Consider the following 16,776-nt stretch of genomic DNA (forward strand, 5'->3'; position numbering starts at 1 on the left):
CGGTGACAGTGGCCAGCACGGAGCAGCTGTAGCTCGCGCTCCCGGCGCGCCGGACGAAGCCGTGCTTCCCGTTCGGCGCGGCCAACGACAGCGGCCGGCACCAGCTACTGCAGCTCGCGCTCCCAGCGCTCCGGGAGACCCGCTTCCCGTTCGGCGTCCGGCGACAGTGGCCAGCACGGAGCAGTTGTAGCTCGCGCTCCCGGCGCGCCGGACGAAGCCGTGCTTCCCGTTCGGCGCGGCCAACGACAGCGGCTGGCACCAGCTACTGCAGCTCGCGCTCTCAGCGCTCCGGGAAGCCCGCTTCCCGTTCGGTGCGTCCGGCGACAGTGGCCAGCACGGAGCAGCTGCAGCTCACGCTCCGGCGCCGCCGGACGAAGCCCGGATTCCGTTCGGCGCGTCCGGCGACAGCGGGCAGCACGAGCATTTGCAGCTCGCGTACCCGGCGCTCCGGATGAAGCCCTGCTTCCCGTTCGGCGCGGCCAGCGACAGTGGCCAGCACGAGCATTTGCAGCTCGCGCACCCGGCGCGCCGGATTCCCGTTCGGCGCGTACGGCGACAGTGGCCAGCACGAGCGCTGCAGCTCGCGCTCCAGACGAAACCTGGTTTCTGGGTGAAGCCGGGCGCAAGTAGTTCGTACCAACAACGTGGTTAGCTGCAGCTACCCGAAATTCGGGGCGGGTGGATGATCTGGTGTGCGATGCAAAACGTAATGGATCCGTACCAAGTTGTCTTCCGAATCGGAATGTCTGGCGTGTGGCCATTCCGATCCCGGAATAGCATTAATGGCTTGGCCGAAGGTATATTACAGTTGGGATCTGATAGGATAAGAAGAAAAAACAGAATTGTGGCATATTAGTAAAAAAATCCGTAAAAAAGAGTGGGAAATGATGTGTGAAATTCGTTCGATATGTGGATAAGTTGTGGATTAACTGTGGATCGGATTGTGTATATATGCCCTCTGCCCAATGCCAGAGCGGACTCGCAAAAATAAGTTTACAAACACAATATATTGGGTTAACTTTAAAAGAGGGGTATACATGCTGTGTTTTCCTTGCTCTATGTAATGGGAGGAGGGAACGGTATGAACTTAATCTACCTACTTAACGCTGTCGTCGCTGTTGTCGAATTGACTAATACAATTGTAGTAGTTGTGAGATTCGTGAGTAAACGAGTCACCTATTACCGACGGAATATCCGGGTAAAACGAAAAAAGCACTAGGGCCGGGAAGCTGAAGTGCTCTTATCGTTACTACAGGTATAAGATTGGCCAACTCAACAGGGCAAGACACGCATGTGTACTTTCCAAGGACTGTGATCTCGCGAGGATCGCAGTCTTTTTCATTATGCATGCATAATCTCGTTTAATTGTTGAGTGGAGCGATGCCTAATTTGTTTCTTAGTAATTGTATCACTGATATAACGTGATTATAAGGGATACGCATGAAATTTTCTAGGGCAATTTTTACCCGGTTTTTCAAGCGAAATAAAAAAGAGTTTTTGGTTCCTAAAAAAACACTGATTTAGTACAACATTTGATGAGATTTTTTAATGAAGTTTTATGATATAAAATTGAGTTGTTTTCTGTATTAAAATTACCCTCAGAAATAGTTGGTGACTCAGTTATCAACGTTTTGCTCATTAAGCATACATTATACTACCATACCATAAAAAAATATAACCCTGGTATCCCTCGAAGCAACATAGAACTCCTTAAGGTATCCTTGTTATCGGTAGACTTTGTATCTCGAAAAAAAGATACTCTCAAATGATCTGGGGCCGGCCCTCTATCCACAATCGAGAAGACCAGCACACAATACCGCGTTTTTTAATCTTACGTGTTTGCACGTTGTAATACAATTAGCTCTGCCACCACGCAGACTTTACATCGAACATCTCCTACCTATATCCTTCTCACATGCGTCCCCGATCTTTTGACCTCGAATCTAAATCATTCCATTTATCATTGATTTATCTTGCCACTTTGATGATATATATGAGCATATTTAGCCACAAAACTATAATGATCCTCATCTCCTTATACTTAGAACCTCACCCCAAATCTTCTACAACCACATATTTTGATATATCCCTGAGCCCCAACCTTTTAACAATTATTTAGTTTTTTGCCCCCGGCCCGGCCCCCCTAACAGACAATACCTGAAACTAAGTACGAAAAAAGAAACTTTTTTCAATTAAGCTGCCTAAAAACATTAAAAGGCCATAAAATAAGTCCGCATATAGAAACTAAAATCAAATTGAGCAGCTAGACACGAGTCTAGGTACAGATGAGTTGAAGGATTGGGAAAAAGGAGAGGGGCGAGATACCGCAAAACGAGCGAAAGAGCCGGGGGCTGTAATTGATTGCGTGTTAACACGTAATATTAAAACACGCTGTTATATGTTATAATTAGTAATTATACAGTCCGTACCGACGAATATTAGAAGAATGGAGTTGATCCAATGGCCAGGCATGCATCAGAAGATAAAATTCCAAAAGACACAACGTTTGGCGCTGTGATTAAAGTGCAGCAAGTAATTGACTTTATGGCCCTTTCCGAATTAAAAAAAGGCACTCGTTTCGGCAAACAAATTGATCAAACTATCCTCCGCTCCTTTAATGGGGTTGGAGTAAATGATTCTTATCTGGCTGCCCGACTGAAGGTGCTTGCTGAAAAAGGACATGCTACCAGTGAATGGGATAAAGACAACAGATTCAACCGCTTCTACAAAATAACGCCTTCAGGAGAAGAATACTTTGAGCAGCTCCTGCGCGAACTTCCGGATAGGGTGGACTTGGCTATTCGAGTATATAAGCAATTTGAAGATATCCTTAGAAAGTTTGAATAAGGTGGTGTTCCGATTGAATAATTACCATGAAATTGTAGCTGCTCTAAAAGCAAAATTTCCGCAAGGTACTGTACAGCAGCGAAGTGATAATTACCGCCCCTATATTCCAAATCAGGTATATACGGATCGTTTGGAACAAGCGACCAACAGCGAGTGGAGTAAAGAAATTAAGGAGCTTGAAATTAATACTGAATATCGTTATGTAAAGGCCATCCTTTCAATCCAAATTGGATCTTTTTCAAGGGACGGTTGCGGGGTGGCCATAATCAACGGTGACCCCGCTGCCAATCCTGAACAAATCGTTGAGGCAGTAAATAAGGCGGTCAATCTGGCTTTTAAAGATGTTGTGGATAGCTATGAAATGGGTTGGAAGGACCTGGCCCCTTATAAACAAAAAGATTGGGGAGGCAACCCTGCACTCAGACATCTTTTAGTAGAGGATCCGGGAGAAGGTTCAAAGGTCTTGCAGCCGTATGAGCTTACTACCCATAAGTGTGTAAAGTGTCAAAAGCAGCTAATGTCCGCTGAATGGGACTTATTGGGCCAAATCCCTAATCTGAATCGTCAAACCTTAACTTACTGTTTCCGTGATATTCCAAATCACGAGAAGCGTAAACTTTCACCTGCTGCCATTTCGGAATTTGAAGAGCGATATAAATCATATTTATAACCCTGTTAATTAAGGAATGTGAGGATTGTATTATGAGTGAAGCAGTGCTTATTGGGTTCCTTATCGTGTGTACTTTATTTGTTCTGCGAGCAAATGAGAAATCCAAACGAAGAAAGGAGCTCGTAATTGAAATACAGCGATTGCATAAGGAACTTTTGATTTTGAATGAGGTGCATCAAAAGATCTGGGCGCTACTTCAAAATCCTTCTCAACATTTGGATTTATCTGAGGAGGCATACGATTTTTTAAGTGACGAAGAGAAAAGTCTTTTGAAAAATTTATCTTCAATATCAGATCGTGAAGTTATTAATTTCCAAAATCATATTCGATCTAAAATCAATGAGCATACTGTATTGAAGAGTAAGCTAGTAGAACAGTTAAAGATTACTGCTTAGTAATATGCTCAAAATAACGTCTCAGACATTCTCCGTCCTTACAAATCATCAGAATCACCTGGCAGTATAGAGCTACCGGGTGCCGCTGTTCCACAACGCGGTAGGAACGAGTCTACCTGAAGGCAGAACAAGATTTCATTAATCCGTCTGTCCCCACGATTACGGCAATCGGGACGCATGGAAATAATAAACAACAGAGCTATCACTGATCTTATAACCCAGGGTAAGTTACGACTGGGGCATATTTATTTCCGGTAAGTCGCTCCTGTTGAAAGAAAATAGAGTATTAGACTGAAAAATAAAGTATTAGACTAAACGCCGCGATCGCAGCCCCGGTTACACCGGTCAACTGCTTCACATGCTCAGCTCGTGCTCCTGCTTCTCCGGAAGCGCCGGGGGATCGCCAGCTCCGGGTTACATCGGCCAGCTGCTTCACATGCTTCTGCTCGTGCTCCTGCTTCTCCGGAAGTGCCGGGCGCCGCAATCGGCAGCCCCGTTACACGGCCAGCTGCTTCGCATGCTCAGCTCTTGCTTCTGGTTCTCCGGAAGCGCCGGACGCCGCAATCAGCAGCCCCGGTTACACCGGCCAGCTGCTTCACATGCTTCAGCTCGTGCTCCTGCTTCTCCGGAAGCTCCGGGCGCCGCGATCGGCAGCCCCAGGTAACATCGGCCAGCGGCAGCGCATGCTTCTGTCTAATACTTTATTTTCTGGTCCGATTCTTTTTGGACACTCTCTTGATGTCCCAGTCTATTTCTTATTTTTTAGTGTCTGACGATTTCATTACAGAAGGCTTCGTAGATTCAACAACTCCGGGCATTGGCGCCGACAACGACCTGTAGCTTTAAAACTAAAATTTGTAGCGTAGCTGGGAATAGGGTGATAATTCGGCTGCACTGTAGTTCAGGTACGTTCAGTTCACAGCTGCTGCCGACACAAGCCTAAGCAGCTGCACACGCCTATTGTTCTTCCAGAAGCATTGGTTCGTGTTATGCACGTCGGCAGCCGGCTGTGCTGTCCAAACAAAATAAAGTATTAGACTGACAGGATCTTCATTAAGCTAACGGGCAGGATACTTCTAAATAAAGGGCGAATCATTTAGGGGAGTGATTTTGTTGGAAGGAATGATTAAATGGTGCTATTTACTTCAAACCCAGATATTCATAGAAATGATTACCCTAATTGGAAGAAATATTCTAGGAATTACAACGTGTTCTTTGATTTATATTCTGAACATTTTAAAGAGGCTGCAGACAAGTTAATTGATTCCATTGGAGCTAACAGGGGGCATATTGCTGATAATATAATCAACCCTGCACGGATTTATTACAGAGTTTCAGGAGTATGGAGAAACGATTAGAAATTAACGAAATTGCTTAACGGAACTTGTTAAATCGCGGCAGTACGTAATAGATTAATTGATAGGGGGGAGTGGATGCTAGATCTATTTACTCCGATTGTGCCAGAAGCCAAGATGCACCCTAATTTTTTAAGTTTGTTAGGTGATAAGGATGTAATTAAAGTTGTTCAAAAATGGGCAGTTGGTTTTAAAGATAGAGACAACAAGTTTGTTTATGAGTTTCAAACAACTTTCAATTCTTCGTTTTGGGAATTATATCTACATGCAATCTTCAAGAAACTTAAGTTTAAAACTGATGGAGTACACTACGCTCCAGACTTTTGTCTGGATAACAAGGGGTATAGATTTTTGGTCGAGGCGGTTTCAACGAGCCATCCACAGGGTGGTACTCCAGAGCATGACAGGATAGCTGCGATATATAAAGCGGTTGAAAGAGCAGATACACAGGAAGAAAGGGACGAGGAATATCGTCAGATCGTCGCTTTGGCTACCGAAAGGATTACAAATAGTATTGCTAGTAAATACAGAAAATATTTAAATCAATATTCAAAGTTAGAACACGTAGCAAAAAAACCATTCATCCTAGCTGTGGGAGCCTTTGAACAACCATTCTTCTATAAACAAAAGCTGGGTGCTATTCTTCGAGTGTTGTACGGGACAACTGAAGCTAAATATATAGGCTCTGACCCGTATTTTGAACATAGTGAATTTATTACAAAAAGCAATGGTTCTCAGATACCCATAGGGTTGTTTAATGATGATAAACACAAATACATTAGTGCAATTATCTTCAATCCAACAGCTACAGTTGGTAAAGCGCGTGTGCTATCCTCAAGACTTGACAGGAAGGTAATAGTTCAGGCTGTTAGATATGACAGTTATAGTACAGTATCAAAAGTTGAGGTTAAGCCTGTACAGCAATATCAAGAATCTTTGCTTGATGGTACTACGGTATTTCTAAACCCATACTCTGTGTATCCATTTGAAAAGAACCTTTTTAGGAATCCTGATATAGCGATTTTTGAGGGGGAACAAAAGAACAATATGGGGCACGGATTCTTGTTCAGTAGAGAGGTTATTACCGTAAAATGAGGTGTAGGTTGTAACATCGCATCATTAAGCTAACGGGAAACGTTAGACAGCGGCAGTCTAATACTTTAGTTCCATAAAACAGAGCTATCGCTGAGCTCATACCCCGGGGTAAGTTACGACTGGGGCTATATTCATTTCCTGCAAATCGCTCCGAACATTGGCGCCGACAACAGCCCTTAGCTTTAAAACTAAAATCTGTAGCGGAGCTGGGAATAGGTTGTTCTTCCGGCTGCACTGCAGTTCAGATGCGTTCGTTACACAAGCCGGGGCCGGCGCAAGCTTAAGCAGCTGCAGACGCCTATTCTTCTTCCAAAAGCATCGGTTCGTGTTATGCACGCCGACACCCAGCTATATGCGAGGTCGCAGCCTAAGCTCCTGTTTGTTCTTCCGGTAGGGCGCTATCGGCACGTATTCAGCAGCCCTATTAGCTTTATCAATAAGGATCACGTCAGGTTTCAATCGGTTATATCGTTTACAAATTTTTGGGTATAGGTTAAGATCATTATTATAAAATATACGAGAGCGAAAGACGCGAAAAGCACTCCTTTGTAGGAGCAGCTATTTTCGCGTCTTTTTTCTTTTGGAGGGTACATTATGGAAACTGTTTTGGCGGGATCCTGGAACCTTTATCACAAGCTTATGTCTCAATATGATGATGACTCTATTTGGATAAAAGGCAATGCATTATTCAGAGCCTTAGAATGCCGATGTACCGCAACAGCAGAACATTCACTTGTTGTAGCGTACAGGTCATATCAATTATCATCCAAATCACCTCAGACCTATAAAATCAGAAATCTCATATTTCTTGCGGGATTACTACACGACATCGGTAAGCTTTCTATGGCAGATGATGTTTTAAAGTCTGCTAGAAAAATTAGTACACAGATGGACTTTGAACATTTAGTAAACCATGTTACTCACGGTGTTGACCTGCTTAACAAATTGAACTTCCCTCGTGAAATTATTGAGTTTTGTCAATTTCACCATGAGCGATTAAATGGTAGTGGTTATCCGAATGCATTAAGTGATCTTTCCTGGATCGGAAAAATTGCGGCAGTGGCCGATGTCTATTCGGCCTTAAAGCTACCAAGATTGTATCGTCCCGATATTATGTCTGATGCCCAAATCCTAGCCTTTTTCAAAGCGCAACCTGGAGCTTTTGATCCCCAAATTATTTTATCTTTGGAAGAGATACTTATTTCATCAACTCAGAACAATTCCCACGATGAATTATTGATCGAAGAGGTGAATTCACATGTGCTGGGTTGATGAAAAGGATTTGTCAGAGCAAATAGAAGCGGCAAGAAGTGAACTTGAACGCTTTACAGCGGCCTTTGAATTTGATTTTTGTAATAATTTTGTTTTGGAGAAGTCGATGGCCTTAGATCAGCTTATCTTACAATTTCATGCTGTTAAAGCCTCTGCCTAGACTAGCAAGTTCAGACATTATACAATAGGAGGGAAGAGAGGTGACCGATGAGAATATGGCCATGAACAAAAAACTGCAGCGTATCATTGAGAAGGAAGCTCCTGCTTTGGTGGAATTAGAGCAGAGTCTTTTGAGCGTAGGACAATCTGAATTTCTTATCGAACAGAGCATCAAATCAGAAATTAATCGGCGCACTCGCAAGCTTATGAATCTCTATTCAGCTGATCTCAATAATGCATTCGTGTTATTAAAAGCTGATGAAACCGGATATGAGAAAAAGCTATTGGAAGCTGAAAGAAACGATATTTTACCCGATCCTTATGATGAAGAGCAAAAAAAGCTTTTGACTATGCAAATTAAAATTATAGAAAATGCTCTTGAATTGAAAAGGCAGTATAAAAAGAAAACTTCCGGGGAGCACCCAATTGAGCGAGATATGGTTCAATACCCTTTAATCTCTGCATCATCACCTAAAACTGAAAAGTTAAAGACGTTAGCAAAAAATAACGGTACTGTAGTTCAAACAAGACATGGTTTCCGCCAACTGTACTATGAAAATGAGCGCGGCAAGTTCCTAACTATGCATGATGAACGCGTGCTGCTTGGGCTCTTTAAGATATGGATGAATAGTGGCCAATATCAGACGTTTTCATTTGATTTCAAAGATTTAGCTGAAGAAATGTTCATTTTTGAACCAACAGGCGGGGAATATAATGCCATCCTTAATTCTTTGCAGAATTTATATGCAACATCTATAGTCATGTTAGAGTATACGGATCCTACCAGCAATACTAGCTCAAGCCGAGAATATCATCGACCGATCCATACGCTTAAATTAATTGGTACGCCGGGTAAAGAAAGAGCTGCAACAATATCATTTCATGATTATGTTCAGAACAGTATGATTGCCGGCAACTATATAATGATTAATATGCTGTATTTTAACGATCTAAAATACGACACATCCAGGGTCCTATATCCATTTATTCTCTCTGAATTAAGTAAAAATCAATATAATTATGTATTAGACATGGACCTATTAATAACCCAATTTAACATCAGTACTGATAACGAGTCCCGAGCAAGAAGTTTAATAATGAGTGCAATGGAAGAGTTATCAACTTCTGGTGAGCTAATAAGTGAACCTGAATTGAAGAAGCTTGGAAATAAGTATTTTGTTCAGTTTCAGGTACATCCGGAATTTAAAAAGGACGTGCGAGAAGGCTTAATTGATCCTCCTGCAGGTCCTCAGCAAATGAAGTTCTTGCTTTAGAGTAGAATTCTCAAAAGAATTCTACTTTTTTTTTATACTTTCTACTACGAAAAATACTTTCTACTACGAAATATACTTTCTACTACGGTTTTTCATACTTTATATTACGATATAGATATACTTTCTACTACGAAAAATACTTTCTACTACGGTTTATACTTTGCACTCCGAAATATACTCTCTACTACGATAAATATATACTTTCTACTACGAAATATACTTTCTACTACGAAATAGACATACTTTGTACTACAATTGCCTATTATTTCATCTAATGTTATTGTCGAAGTATCAGTGAAATAGTCTATTAAAAAGACAAAAAGCCCCCTGCCAGGAGCTCTGTCTTTTTTAATCAAATATGAGATTCCGGCACCCACCTGATCTCAACAACAAGCCTTTCATTCTCTCTTTAAAAACAGAGAAGTCTAAGGCCCACTTTCTTATTGCCTTAAACTCATTATAACTCTTTTCCATTTATATTACAATTTCAAAATGGAGGTGTATCGGCGCGATGAGAGCTAAGACATTCGATAAGAGACCCAATTCCTTCAAATATCTAAAGCTTAACAATCTTATGGATGGAGCTACTTTTCCTGTTTCTGTCGACTACACCTTCTTAACTGAACTATTATCTATCGAAAAGTCTTATCAAGTCGATTCACCTATACTGTTCCGTAAGCAAAGTCATCCTGTTCGAACGTCTCATATTACAGGAATGTCTCTGCGGCTAATGATGACCATCTTCAGGCGCTTTAATACCGAGGGTAGCCTTCTTGGCGTTCCTATACATAAACTATATCAATTGATGAATGAAGAATATGAGAAACCTGCATCGAAAGAGCAGTTTTACGCTGAAGTCCAAAAGTTTATTAACCTTGGGCTTATTTCTGTTTCAAATGACGGAATTGTGAATGAATGGAAAATCGAAGCTTTTAGACGAAAAACAGGCCGCTTTATTCTCTTCAATCCCATAGTCTTCACAAAAAAGTTCACAGATCTTGAAATTGCAGCGCAAAAACTTTATCTATATCTGGTCTCTCGAAACGGAAGTAAAATACATAAAGAATTCAAAGAATATATCGGATCCGGCAGCTGGATAAATACACTAACCCATAAGGCACGCCCAGCCCAAATCAAAACACTGATGAATTCCCTTGCGAATTTGGAACCAGTTCCAGGTCATCCTTTGTTGGAAACTTTTTCTGTAGAAAAGGACTCTTGGGGGAGATGGTTTGTAAGCTGTAAACTTAATTCAGCTTATTTGGTTAATCATAGAGAAGGAAACCAGTATAGAATGGTTCCCGAAGTAAAGATCTCTTATTCAAAAACTGTTAATCGTGTGAAATCACTGCTACATTACTACAAGATTGCTGAAATAGAGGTGGCTGATAATGGCCGGGCACTCTTACTACTTACTCAGATTCTTCGTTCTTTCGGAATGAAATCCATGCGCTATGCAATACTTCGCTTAAAAGATCTGATAAACAGGAACGGTTGGATGAATATTACCGAATTGGTTCAGAGCTTGAAAGTAGAGCTGCAGGATCGTTCATTTATAGCCTATATGAATGTCTTGAAGGAAACCAATATTTATCAGTATCTGGGTATAAAAGAAAATGATCCTTTTGATAATGCAAGGCCTTTACAATTTTTTAGAGCTATAAAAGACAAAATTCCTTTTGTTAAACTACGGAAGACCTGTCATAAAGCATTGCCTCTTCTGCAGAAGCAGTTTGGAATTTCTTTAGACAGTACGTTTTTATCCATACAGAGTCCTGGTGAAAATACTCGGTATAATTACGATACTTTCTACCTTGAGGATCTTCTTATTAGTTTGAAAAACTAAGATAAACAAAATAGAGACTCTATTTTGTTTATTTGTGTTGTCTATCGAATAATATGGGCTAGGCGAAGGTTTATACCATAGATTTCTAATCTCATATTGTATGCTCGATACTAGTTGCTTGACCATAAATTTTAGTGGACAGGGTTTAACTTTTCAACATTTTGTTCTTTTTTCAGACAAAAAGCTGTGTTTTGTGGATGAATTCTATGGACAGGTAAAAGTTTTCAATCATATTTTATAGATGTGAATCAAACACTTGATTTTTCTGATTTTATTACGATATCTACCTATAAGTCTAAATTAATAACGATAATCAAGATGGAGTCTAAATTTATGATCTGTATTAGTATAAAAACCTTATAGGATCAAGTCTTTGAGCTTTATTTTCAATCTCTATAAGATTTTATATTTAGTAGTTCATTATTTAATAGATATATTCATCATACGCAGCTTCACTCATCATAATTCATAGTTAAATTTAAAAACCATACACGAAATAATCTCCAAACATTTATACATCAGACCGACATTGCGACGTTCCGAAAGTTGACTGCTTCAGTACTGATATCCGCTCGTTTCAGGCGTACCTGAGGTCAAAGGAAGAAAGCAAGCCTGATTTAAGGAGAACCAGGTGGGGCACGCTGGCCGTTGCCGGAGCTGATCATACAGTACGTCGGTTTGGTCGCAGTAAGTACTTACCGTGGCATTTTCCGTACCGCACCGGACGTTTCGGAAGGTGAAGGGCGCAACAATGTCCATGCGCCGTAACGCCGCCGAGCTGAGGGCGAAACGCAGAATTCCAGCCTTCGCCCGGTATTGGCCTACTGGTATCCAAAGAAGAAGCCGGCCGCAGCCGGAGCAAGCAAAGCAAGAAGTACGAAATAAAGTGTTAGACTCGGAAAATAAAGTTGTAGACTGGTAGATAGCTATGGAGATGAAAGGGTGGTGGCAGTGCACCTTGTTACTCTCGTATGAAGCCGGCCGGGACGTTCGCCAACGGCGGCGGGCCAGTTGCTGTAGCACCGAGCACCTGGTTGCTTTGGATGAACCCGGTCCAGACGTCCACCACCGGCGTTGGGTCTGATGTTACAGCACCGTGTACCTGGTTGCTTCCGTATGAAGCCGGCCGGGACATTCGCCAACGGCGGCGGATGTCCCAGCATCAGCTACAGTACCCTGCACAAATTAAAAGGAAAGGGCGTACCGAATCTCGAAAGACAGTCATTGATAAGGACGCAAAGGAAGCGTTGGCGGACTGATAAAATATCTATTCTTGTACATTACCCCTCAATACGTTATCGGGAAAGAAACTATCACGTTATATAAGCGACTTATTGGTGCTAATGCTCATTCAGTCTTGTAGTATCCTTTCAGGATACGTGGAGCTTTGGTAACTATTGAAGTATTTAGATCATATAGTTTACCATCTGGTCTAAGAACTTTACTTTCTTCTAGGAAAAGTCGCATTTTTTCAAACTCTTGAGGATTATCAATTCCTTGTTTGATTTTTTTATATTGATATACAAGTGAAAATACGATTGCTATTATTAATAATTGGAAAAGTGGTGTGATGATAAGATATTTTGAAGCATTAAAAGCAGCAAAAGTAGTCAATATGGTTTTTAATAAAGGAAATTTTTTATTATATAATGCAGCCTTATTGACTTCTTTTTCGAGATCAATAATTGATATCAAGAATCCGAATGACAAGAGAGTGAATCCATACTTTATAATTTTATCAAGAAAGTTTTTAACTGGGGAAGCAGCAAGGATATTTGCTTTCAAACTGAATGCATTTTTAATGGAGTCTATGATATTTTCCTGCTCAACTGCTCCTACAATGAGACTCAGTAACTGCGAAATGCCAAACTGAAAAATAAGGCTATAAACCAAACTTCCCCAACCAATGGCAAATATAGCCCATTTCAACCACTTAAAGCGATTAATAAAACTATTAATATTACGAAGAGGAGCATAGAACAGCGATGGAATTCTTCCATGAAATTTGAAAGTTTTCTTTAATTTGTATTTCCTGTTATTCGGATTTCTTTTCTTTTTCATTTTGTTTTTTTTACTCAATTGACAGCCCCCGAATCTAATTAGTTATTTATTCCAATACGGGCGACTAGTTAATGAGTGTCAAAAACTTTTACTTTTTTTGTGCGGGAACAAATAGTAAAGGATTATTCATATCTCTACCCCGTAACTTAACTAATGCGGGTTAGATTATGTTTTCCGTATCCGGTGGGCAAGCAAGGTGCTGGCAGGCGTTGATCTGAGAATCTGAAGGGTCGAGAACAGGTGGCCGTCATAGGTAGACTGGCGCATTCGGTAATACTACTACTTGAAACTCTTCAACTGTCTACAGAAGACTGACATCCAGAATATCGCCCATATCCCCCTTTCAAAAATCTGGTATAATAAAATTTGAATATGGATGATTTATCAAAAAGAGGATAGGGGGTATTCCAGTGCATGATTTTTCGGTTATTATAAATTCTGTTAAGTTTACAAAAAAACATCCATACACCTTAGTGTTCATTGGAACGTGTTCTCATTCGAATGATAGAGAATTTACACTCCGGTATACTGGTTCTGAACTCTTTAATGAATCTTCTGTTGCAATTCCGACAGATATCTTAGAGCAGCTACGCGAAGCACTCCGAGAGGACTTTGGGCACGGTATATTTGATATTAAAGAAGCTCGTAAACAACTGAAGGCAAAACATGCTTATTACTTCGACTATACTTATACAAAATAGTGATCTTTTGCCGGAGGACAAGAACATAGTCCCATTAGAGCCCGCGCCAAGCGCGGTTTTTCTGTTTTATGGGATCAAGTTCTTGTCCTTTGCTAATGACAAGAACATGGTAACATTGCCGATTTGGATAATTTTCTAATATTAAATGTCTCAAAAGAAAAACAAATCCTAGAAGATCTCATGTCCCTTGATAAGTGGAGGCAAGTGTCCAATAGGCCGCAGCACTCTAGGGCAGATTTTCTAACCACCTACTCAATATTTGCGTTTCAAGGGCCTGCAGGAGCTTTTCTAGAAACGGTCGCTGCGGTGGAGCTGATCCTTAACCGACAGTGGGCCACCCTACGGCTAAAATGAGTGTAGGTATTTCCGTTGCTACGCAGACAGGCTAACCATGTTAAAGCGCCCGATTGAGCGCTGGCAAACGGCTCCGGAAGAGCTCCTGCAATGCTACTTTACAGATCAATCAACCAGCACCGTTGTGCGCTGCACTCCTGGAGCTCGATTGGCATCTGGCTGTTGGCTGGCCATCCTGCAGCGCGCCGGCTGCAGATCTAGAAGCACTTCAGGAGCTGATGCCCTGCCGATCAATCAACCAGCGCTGCGGAGATCCGCTCTCTTGGAGCTCGGCCTGCAAACCAGCTGTCTGGCAGTTCACACTCCAGCGCTGCCGGCAGTCGGTTCCAGAAGAACACCATCGGCTGTTGATGTGCAGATCGATCAAACGGATCCTTTGGCATACGGACACCTGGTTTTCGGATGCATGTCAGCAGCCATATTGGCCATCCTTCAGAGTATGATAGGCGATTCCAGAAGAACTCCTATAGATGTTGCTCATCTGATTGTTTAACTAGGGCCGTAGTGATCCTCTCGGCGCAGCCAAGCTAACCATACTCAAGCGCGCCGGCTGAGCGCTTGGTGGTTTTTGGAAGAATCCCTGCCGATTGCTCAACCGAGCCGGCGGGGAGCTCCACTCCAGAGCACTGTCGCCGTGACAGCCTGTATAGCCATCCAACAGCATTCCACCAGACAGATTTATTGATTAACTGTACCGCAATAGGGATCTTTCACAACGCGCAGCGCTTTCGATCTGAATGGAAAGTACCGGAACCGCGGCTATCGCCTAATTCGAGTGATAGCCGTAATAAAGGAATAAGCCGATCGCAGCGTGTTAGGAAAGTCAGGAAAGGCCTCGGGCCTGTTGTCTGTTTGAGGCCTGGTCCTTTATTCAAAGGAAGGAAGCTGGGCTTAGCCTTAGCAGAGAAATCAGGAAGGGTTGGGACTCGGATAGCGGTCTGCGCTAAGAGAGGATCACGAATCCACGTAACAAACGAGAAAATATATAACATCAATTGGAGTTTTATCGTTAATAATTCCGCGACTATTTTGACCGTTTTAAGCTATATGGTTTTTCCAGGCTAATGTATAGAATGAACTTATTTGAGATATACTTTTTATAACCATCGCTATTAAGTAAGTACATTTGTACTTTAAATAATTTAGTGGACGTAGGGTGACGCGAGCTTTAGCGCCAAAACACTTCCTCACAAAACTTGGATTTTGTACATATGTACATATACTAATAAAAGTGTGCTAATGCTCTATTTCTGAGCATTGGCACACTTTTTTCTTGTCTATCAGGACTCTTCAAGAAGTTTTCGTGATGTAGTAAACAGTATTTCCAACTTAAGCTTTAATAATCATGTGAGTGAATTATTTAATTGGCCGGTTAGGAGAAACCTTTCACCATATCTTTGAGATTGGATCCCAGCTCAGAACTGTATCGTGTCAGCCTTAAACTGATCTCAGTCCTCATTACATCGCGGGTCAGACCAAATTGCTCATCGTAACCCCGAAAGTAGATCTTATAATATGAAATGAAATCGTCCTGTTCATCGGCCACAAACCGAACGTTATGTCGCTTAAGCTCCTTCTGCAGGTCCCAAGTATCCTTCGAGATCCGATGCTGTATATACCGTCCACACATCAAGTACATTTTAGTCAGCACGTTTCCGGACCGTTCAATCTCCCCCATGCTTTTGCTAACAATTTCATCTATGTATGGCAACAGTATTAGGTCACGGACCATCCGCCGCTCTTCATTCGTTAGCAAAGCCCCACCGATCTTTTTTTGCTGTTCTTGCTGACCCTCGTATTGGTCCACATGATCCGTCAGGACCATCTTCGTTTTCCAGCGCTCGTTGCTGTCCAGTTTGGTCATGGGCTATCCCCCTTAATAGTACAGCCAGTAGTCTATATTCTTGCCGTTCCTCGCGTTCTGTATGCTCTGCTGCTGCGGGTTATTAAAGGGAGCATCTCTTTCCCAGCCCTCCAGTATATAGGCCGTCTCAATCTGCCGAGCCGGATCCCAATCAATGTAATGGTCCGCAACCAGCACCTTCAGGCCTTTAAATATCTCTGTCGGCTGGCGCCCGCTCAGTCGCCGCAAGTCTGGCAGCGTGGGCATCCGCTTAAAGTGGCCATGGAATTGGACGATGATCCTCAGCAACTTGCGCGGTGTGTCGTCAAGCACGACGGAGAACCCGTAATGCGCGCGGAGAACTCTCTCTGCGCTCGATGTACCCCTTTGCTTCCAGTCGCTCGATATAGCGGAAAGTTGTCGATGTAGAGGCCAAACCCATTTCTTCACCGATTTCTCTTACAGTAGGCGAATACTTAAGCCGATCAAATAGTACAAGGATTGCTTCAAGTGCTTCCTGTTCTCTCTTGGTCAAATCCATCATGCAACTACATCTCCTTTTGATGGCTGCCAGGCGAGGATGCCGGAAACGAGAAACACCCGCGGCGCTCCCGTAGTGAAGCACGTCGCCCGGATCCGGCCGTCGCGGATACCGACGATTTCGATCTTGCGCTGGGTGATCTTGCCCGCCCTGTCTCGATACACGATTTCGATGGTCTGGCCGATGCTCATCTTCATGATGCTGATCGCCTCCAAATAAAAAATAAGAACGTTTGTTTGTATTATAACCAAACATACGTTCCATAATCAATGCACTCATATTCTCTTATGTAACATAATTTTCTTAAAAAAAAACCACTTCACACAATCTAAGTGCTCAAACCTTCGATTTTATTGATTTAAG

General features: G+C 42.2%; 16 protein-coding genes. 10 read left to right on the forward strand and 6 right to left on the reverse strand.

The features are described from left to right. A partial coding sequence (locus F1379_RS30075; protein ID WP_203457158.1) for a hypothetical protein occupies positions 1 to 190 on the forward strand: 190 nt, incomplete at its 5' end. A 90-nt stretch (positions 191 to 280) separates the two neighbouring features. On the opposite strand, the gene F1379_RS22075 is transcribed toward F1379_RS30075, so the two are convergent. After that, positions 281 to 499 (reverse strand): hypothetical protein, encoded by a 219-nt coding sequence (locus F1379_RS22075; protein ID WP_150274054.1) that lies wholly within the window; start codon positions 497 to 499, stop codon positions 281 to 283. A 1,961-nt stretch (positions 500 to 2,460) separates the two neighbouring features. Here F1379_RS22075 and F1379_RS22080 point away from each other — a divergent pair. The 9 genes from F1379_RS22080 to F1379_RS22115 all read left to right on the forward strand — a co-directional run bounded on the left by F1379_RS22080 (position 2,461) and on the right by F1379_RS22115 (position 10,913). Continuing rightward, on the forward strand, positions 2,461 to 2,847 hold the full coding sequence (locus F1379_RS22080; protein WP_150274056.1) for a PadR family transcriptional regulator: 387 nt from the start codon (positions 2,461 to 2,463) through the stop codon (positions 2,845 to 2,847). Positions 2,848 to 2,860: 13 nt separating this feature from the next. Then, on the forward strand, positions 2,861 to 3,517 hold the full coding sequence (locus F1379_RS22085; RefSeq protein WP_150274058.1) for a hypothetical protein: 657 nt from the start codon (positions 2,861 to 2,863) through the stop codon (positions 3,515 to 3,517). Between the two features lie 32 nt (positions 3,518 to 3,549). Beyond that, entirely contained in the window at positions 3,550 to 3,912 is a 363-nt protein-coding gene (locus tag F1379_RS22090; RefSeq protein WP_150274060.1) for a hypothetical protein, read from the forward strand. Positions 3,913 to 5,042: 1,130 nt separating this feature from the next. Beyond that, on the forward strand, positions 5,043 to 5,270 hold the full coding sequence (locus tag F1379_RS30080; RefSeq protein ID WP_203457159.1) for a hypothetical protein: 228 nt from the start codon (positions 5,043 to 5,045) through the stop codon (positions 5,268 to 5,270). A gap of 75 nt (positions 5,271 to 5,345) precedes the next feature. Next, complete coding sequence (locus F1379_RS22095; protein ID WP_150274062.1) at positions 5,346 to 6,362, forward strand: hypothetical protein; 1,017 nt, start codon at positions 5,346 to 5,348, stop codon at positions 6,360 to 6,362. A gap of 594 nt (positions 6,363 to 6,956) precedes the next feature. Continuing rightward, complete coding sequence (locus F1379_RS22100; protein WP_150274065.1) at positions 6,957 to 7,634, forward strand: HD-GYP domain-containing protein; 678 nt, start codon at positions 6,957 to 6,959, stop codon at positions 7,632 to 7,634. Then, complete coding sequence (locus F1379_RS22105) at positions 7,621 to 7,794, forward strand: Spo0E family sporulation regulatory protein-aspartic acid phosphatase (RefSeq protein ID WP_150274067.1); 174 nt, start codon at positions 7,621 to 7,623, stop codon at positions 7,792 to 7,794. The genes F1379_RS22100 and F1379_RS22105 overlap by 14 nt, the downstream gene beginning before the upstream one ends. Before the next feature lie 40 nt (positions 7,795 to 7,834). After that, positions 7,835 to 9,067 (forward strand): hypothetical protein, encoded by a 1,233-nt coding sequence (locus tag F1379_RS22110; RefSeq protein WP_150274069.1) that lies wholly within the window; start codon positions 7,835 to 7,837, stop codon positions 9,065 to 9,067. Between the two features lie 511 nt (positions 9,068 to 9,578). After that, positions 9,579 to 10,913, forward strand: coding sequence for a hypothetical protein (locus tag F1379_RS22115; protein WP_150274072.1), 1,335 nt, complete (start codon positions 9,579 to 9,581; stop codon positions 10,911 to 10,913). Between the two features lie 1,347 nt (positions 10,914 to 12,260). Here the strand turns inward: F1379_RS22115 and F1379_RS22120 are convergent. The 5 genes from F1379_RS22120 to F1379_RS22140 form a co-directional block, all read right to left on the reverse strand. Further along, complete coding sequence (locus tag F1379_RS22120) at positions 12,261 to 12,992, reverse strand: hypothetical protein (protein WP_150274074.1); 732 nt, start codon at positions 12,990 to 12,992, stop codon at positions 12,261 to 12,263. 2,409 nt (positions 12,993 to 15,401) lie between these two features. Further along, positions 15,402 to 15,893: a YhjD family protein gene (locus F1379_RS22125; protein WP_150274076.1), complete on the reverse strand. Its 492-nt coding sequence runs from the start codon at positions 15,891 to 15,893 to the stop codon at positions 15,402 to 15,404. Between the two features lie 12 nt (positions 15,894 to 15,905). Further along, complete coding sequence (locus F1379_RS22130) at positions 15,906 to 16,205, reverse strand: hypothetical protein (RefSeq protein ID WP_150274078.1); 300 nt, start codon at positions 16,203 to 16,205, stop codon at positions 15,906 to 15,908. After that, a complete protein-coding gene (locus F1379_RS22135) occupies positions 16,198 to 16,416 on the reverse strand; it encodes a LexA family protein (protein ID WP_150274080.1) in 219 nt (72 codons plus the stop codon). The genes F1379_RS22130 and F1379_RS22135 overlap by 8 nt, the downstream gene beginning before the upstream one ends. Next, entirely contained in the window at positions 16,413 to 16,610 is a 198-nt protein-coding gene (locus F1379_RS22140) for a hypothetical protein (RefSeq protein ID WP_420850520.1), read from the reverse strand. The genes F1379_RS22135 and F1379_RS22140 overlap by 4 nt, the downstream gene beginning before the upstream one ends. Between the last annotated feature and the right edge of the window lie 166 nt (positions 16,611 to 16,776).

Source organism: Paenibacillus tepidiphilus (genome assembly GCF_008635795.1).
Lineage (GTDB): Bacteria > Bacillota > Bacilli > Paenibacillales > Paenibacillaceae > Paenibacillus_AQ > Paenibacillus_AQ tepidiphilus.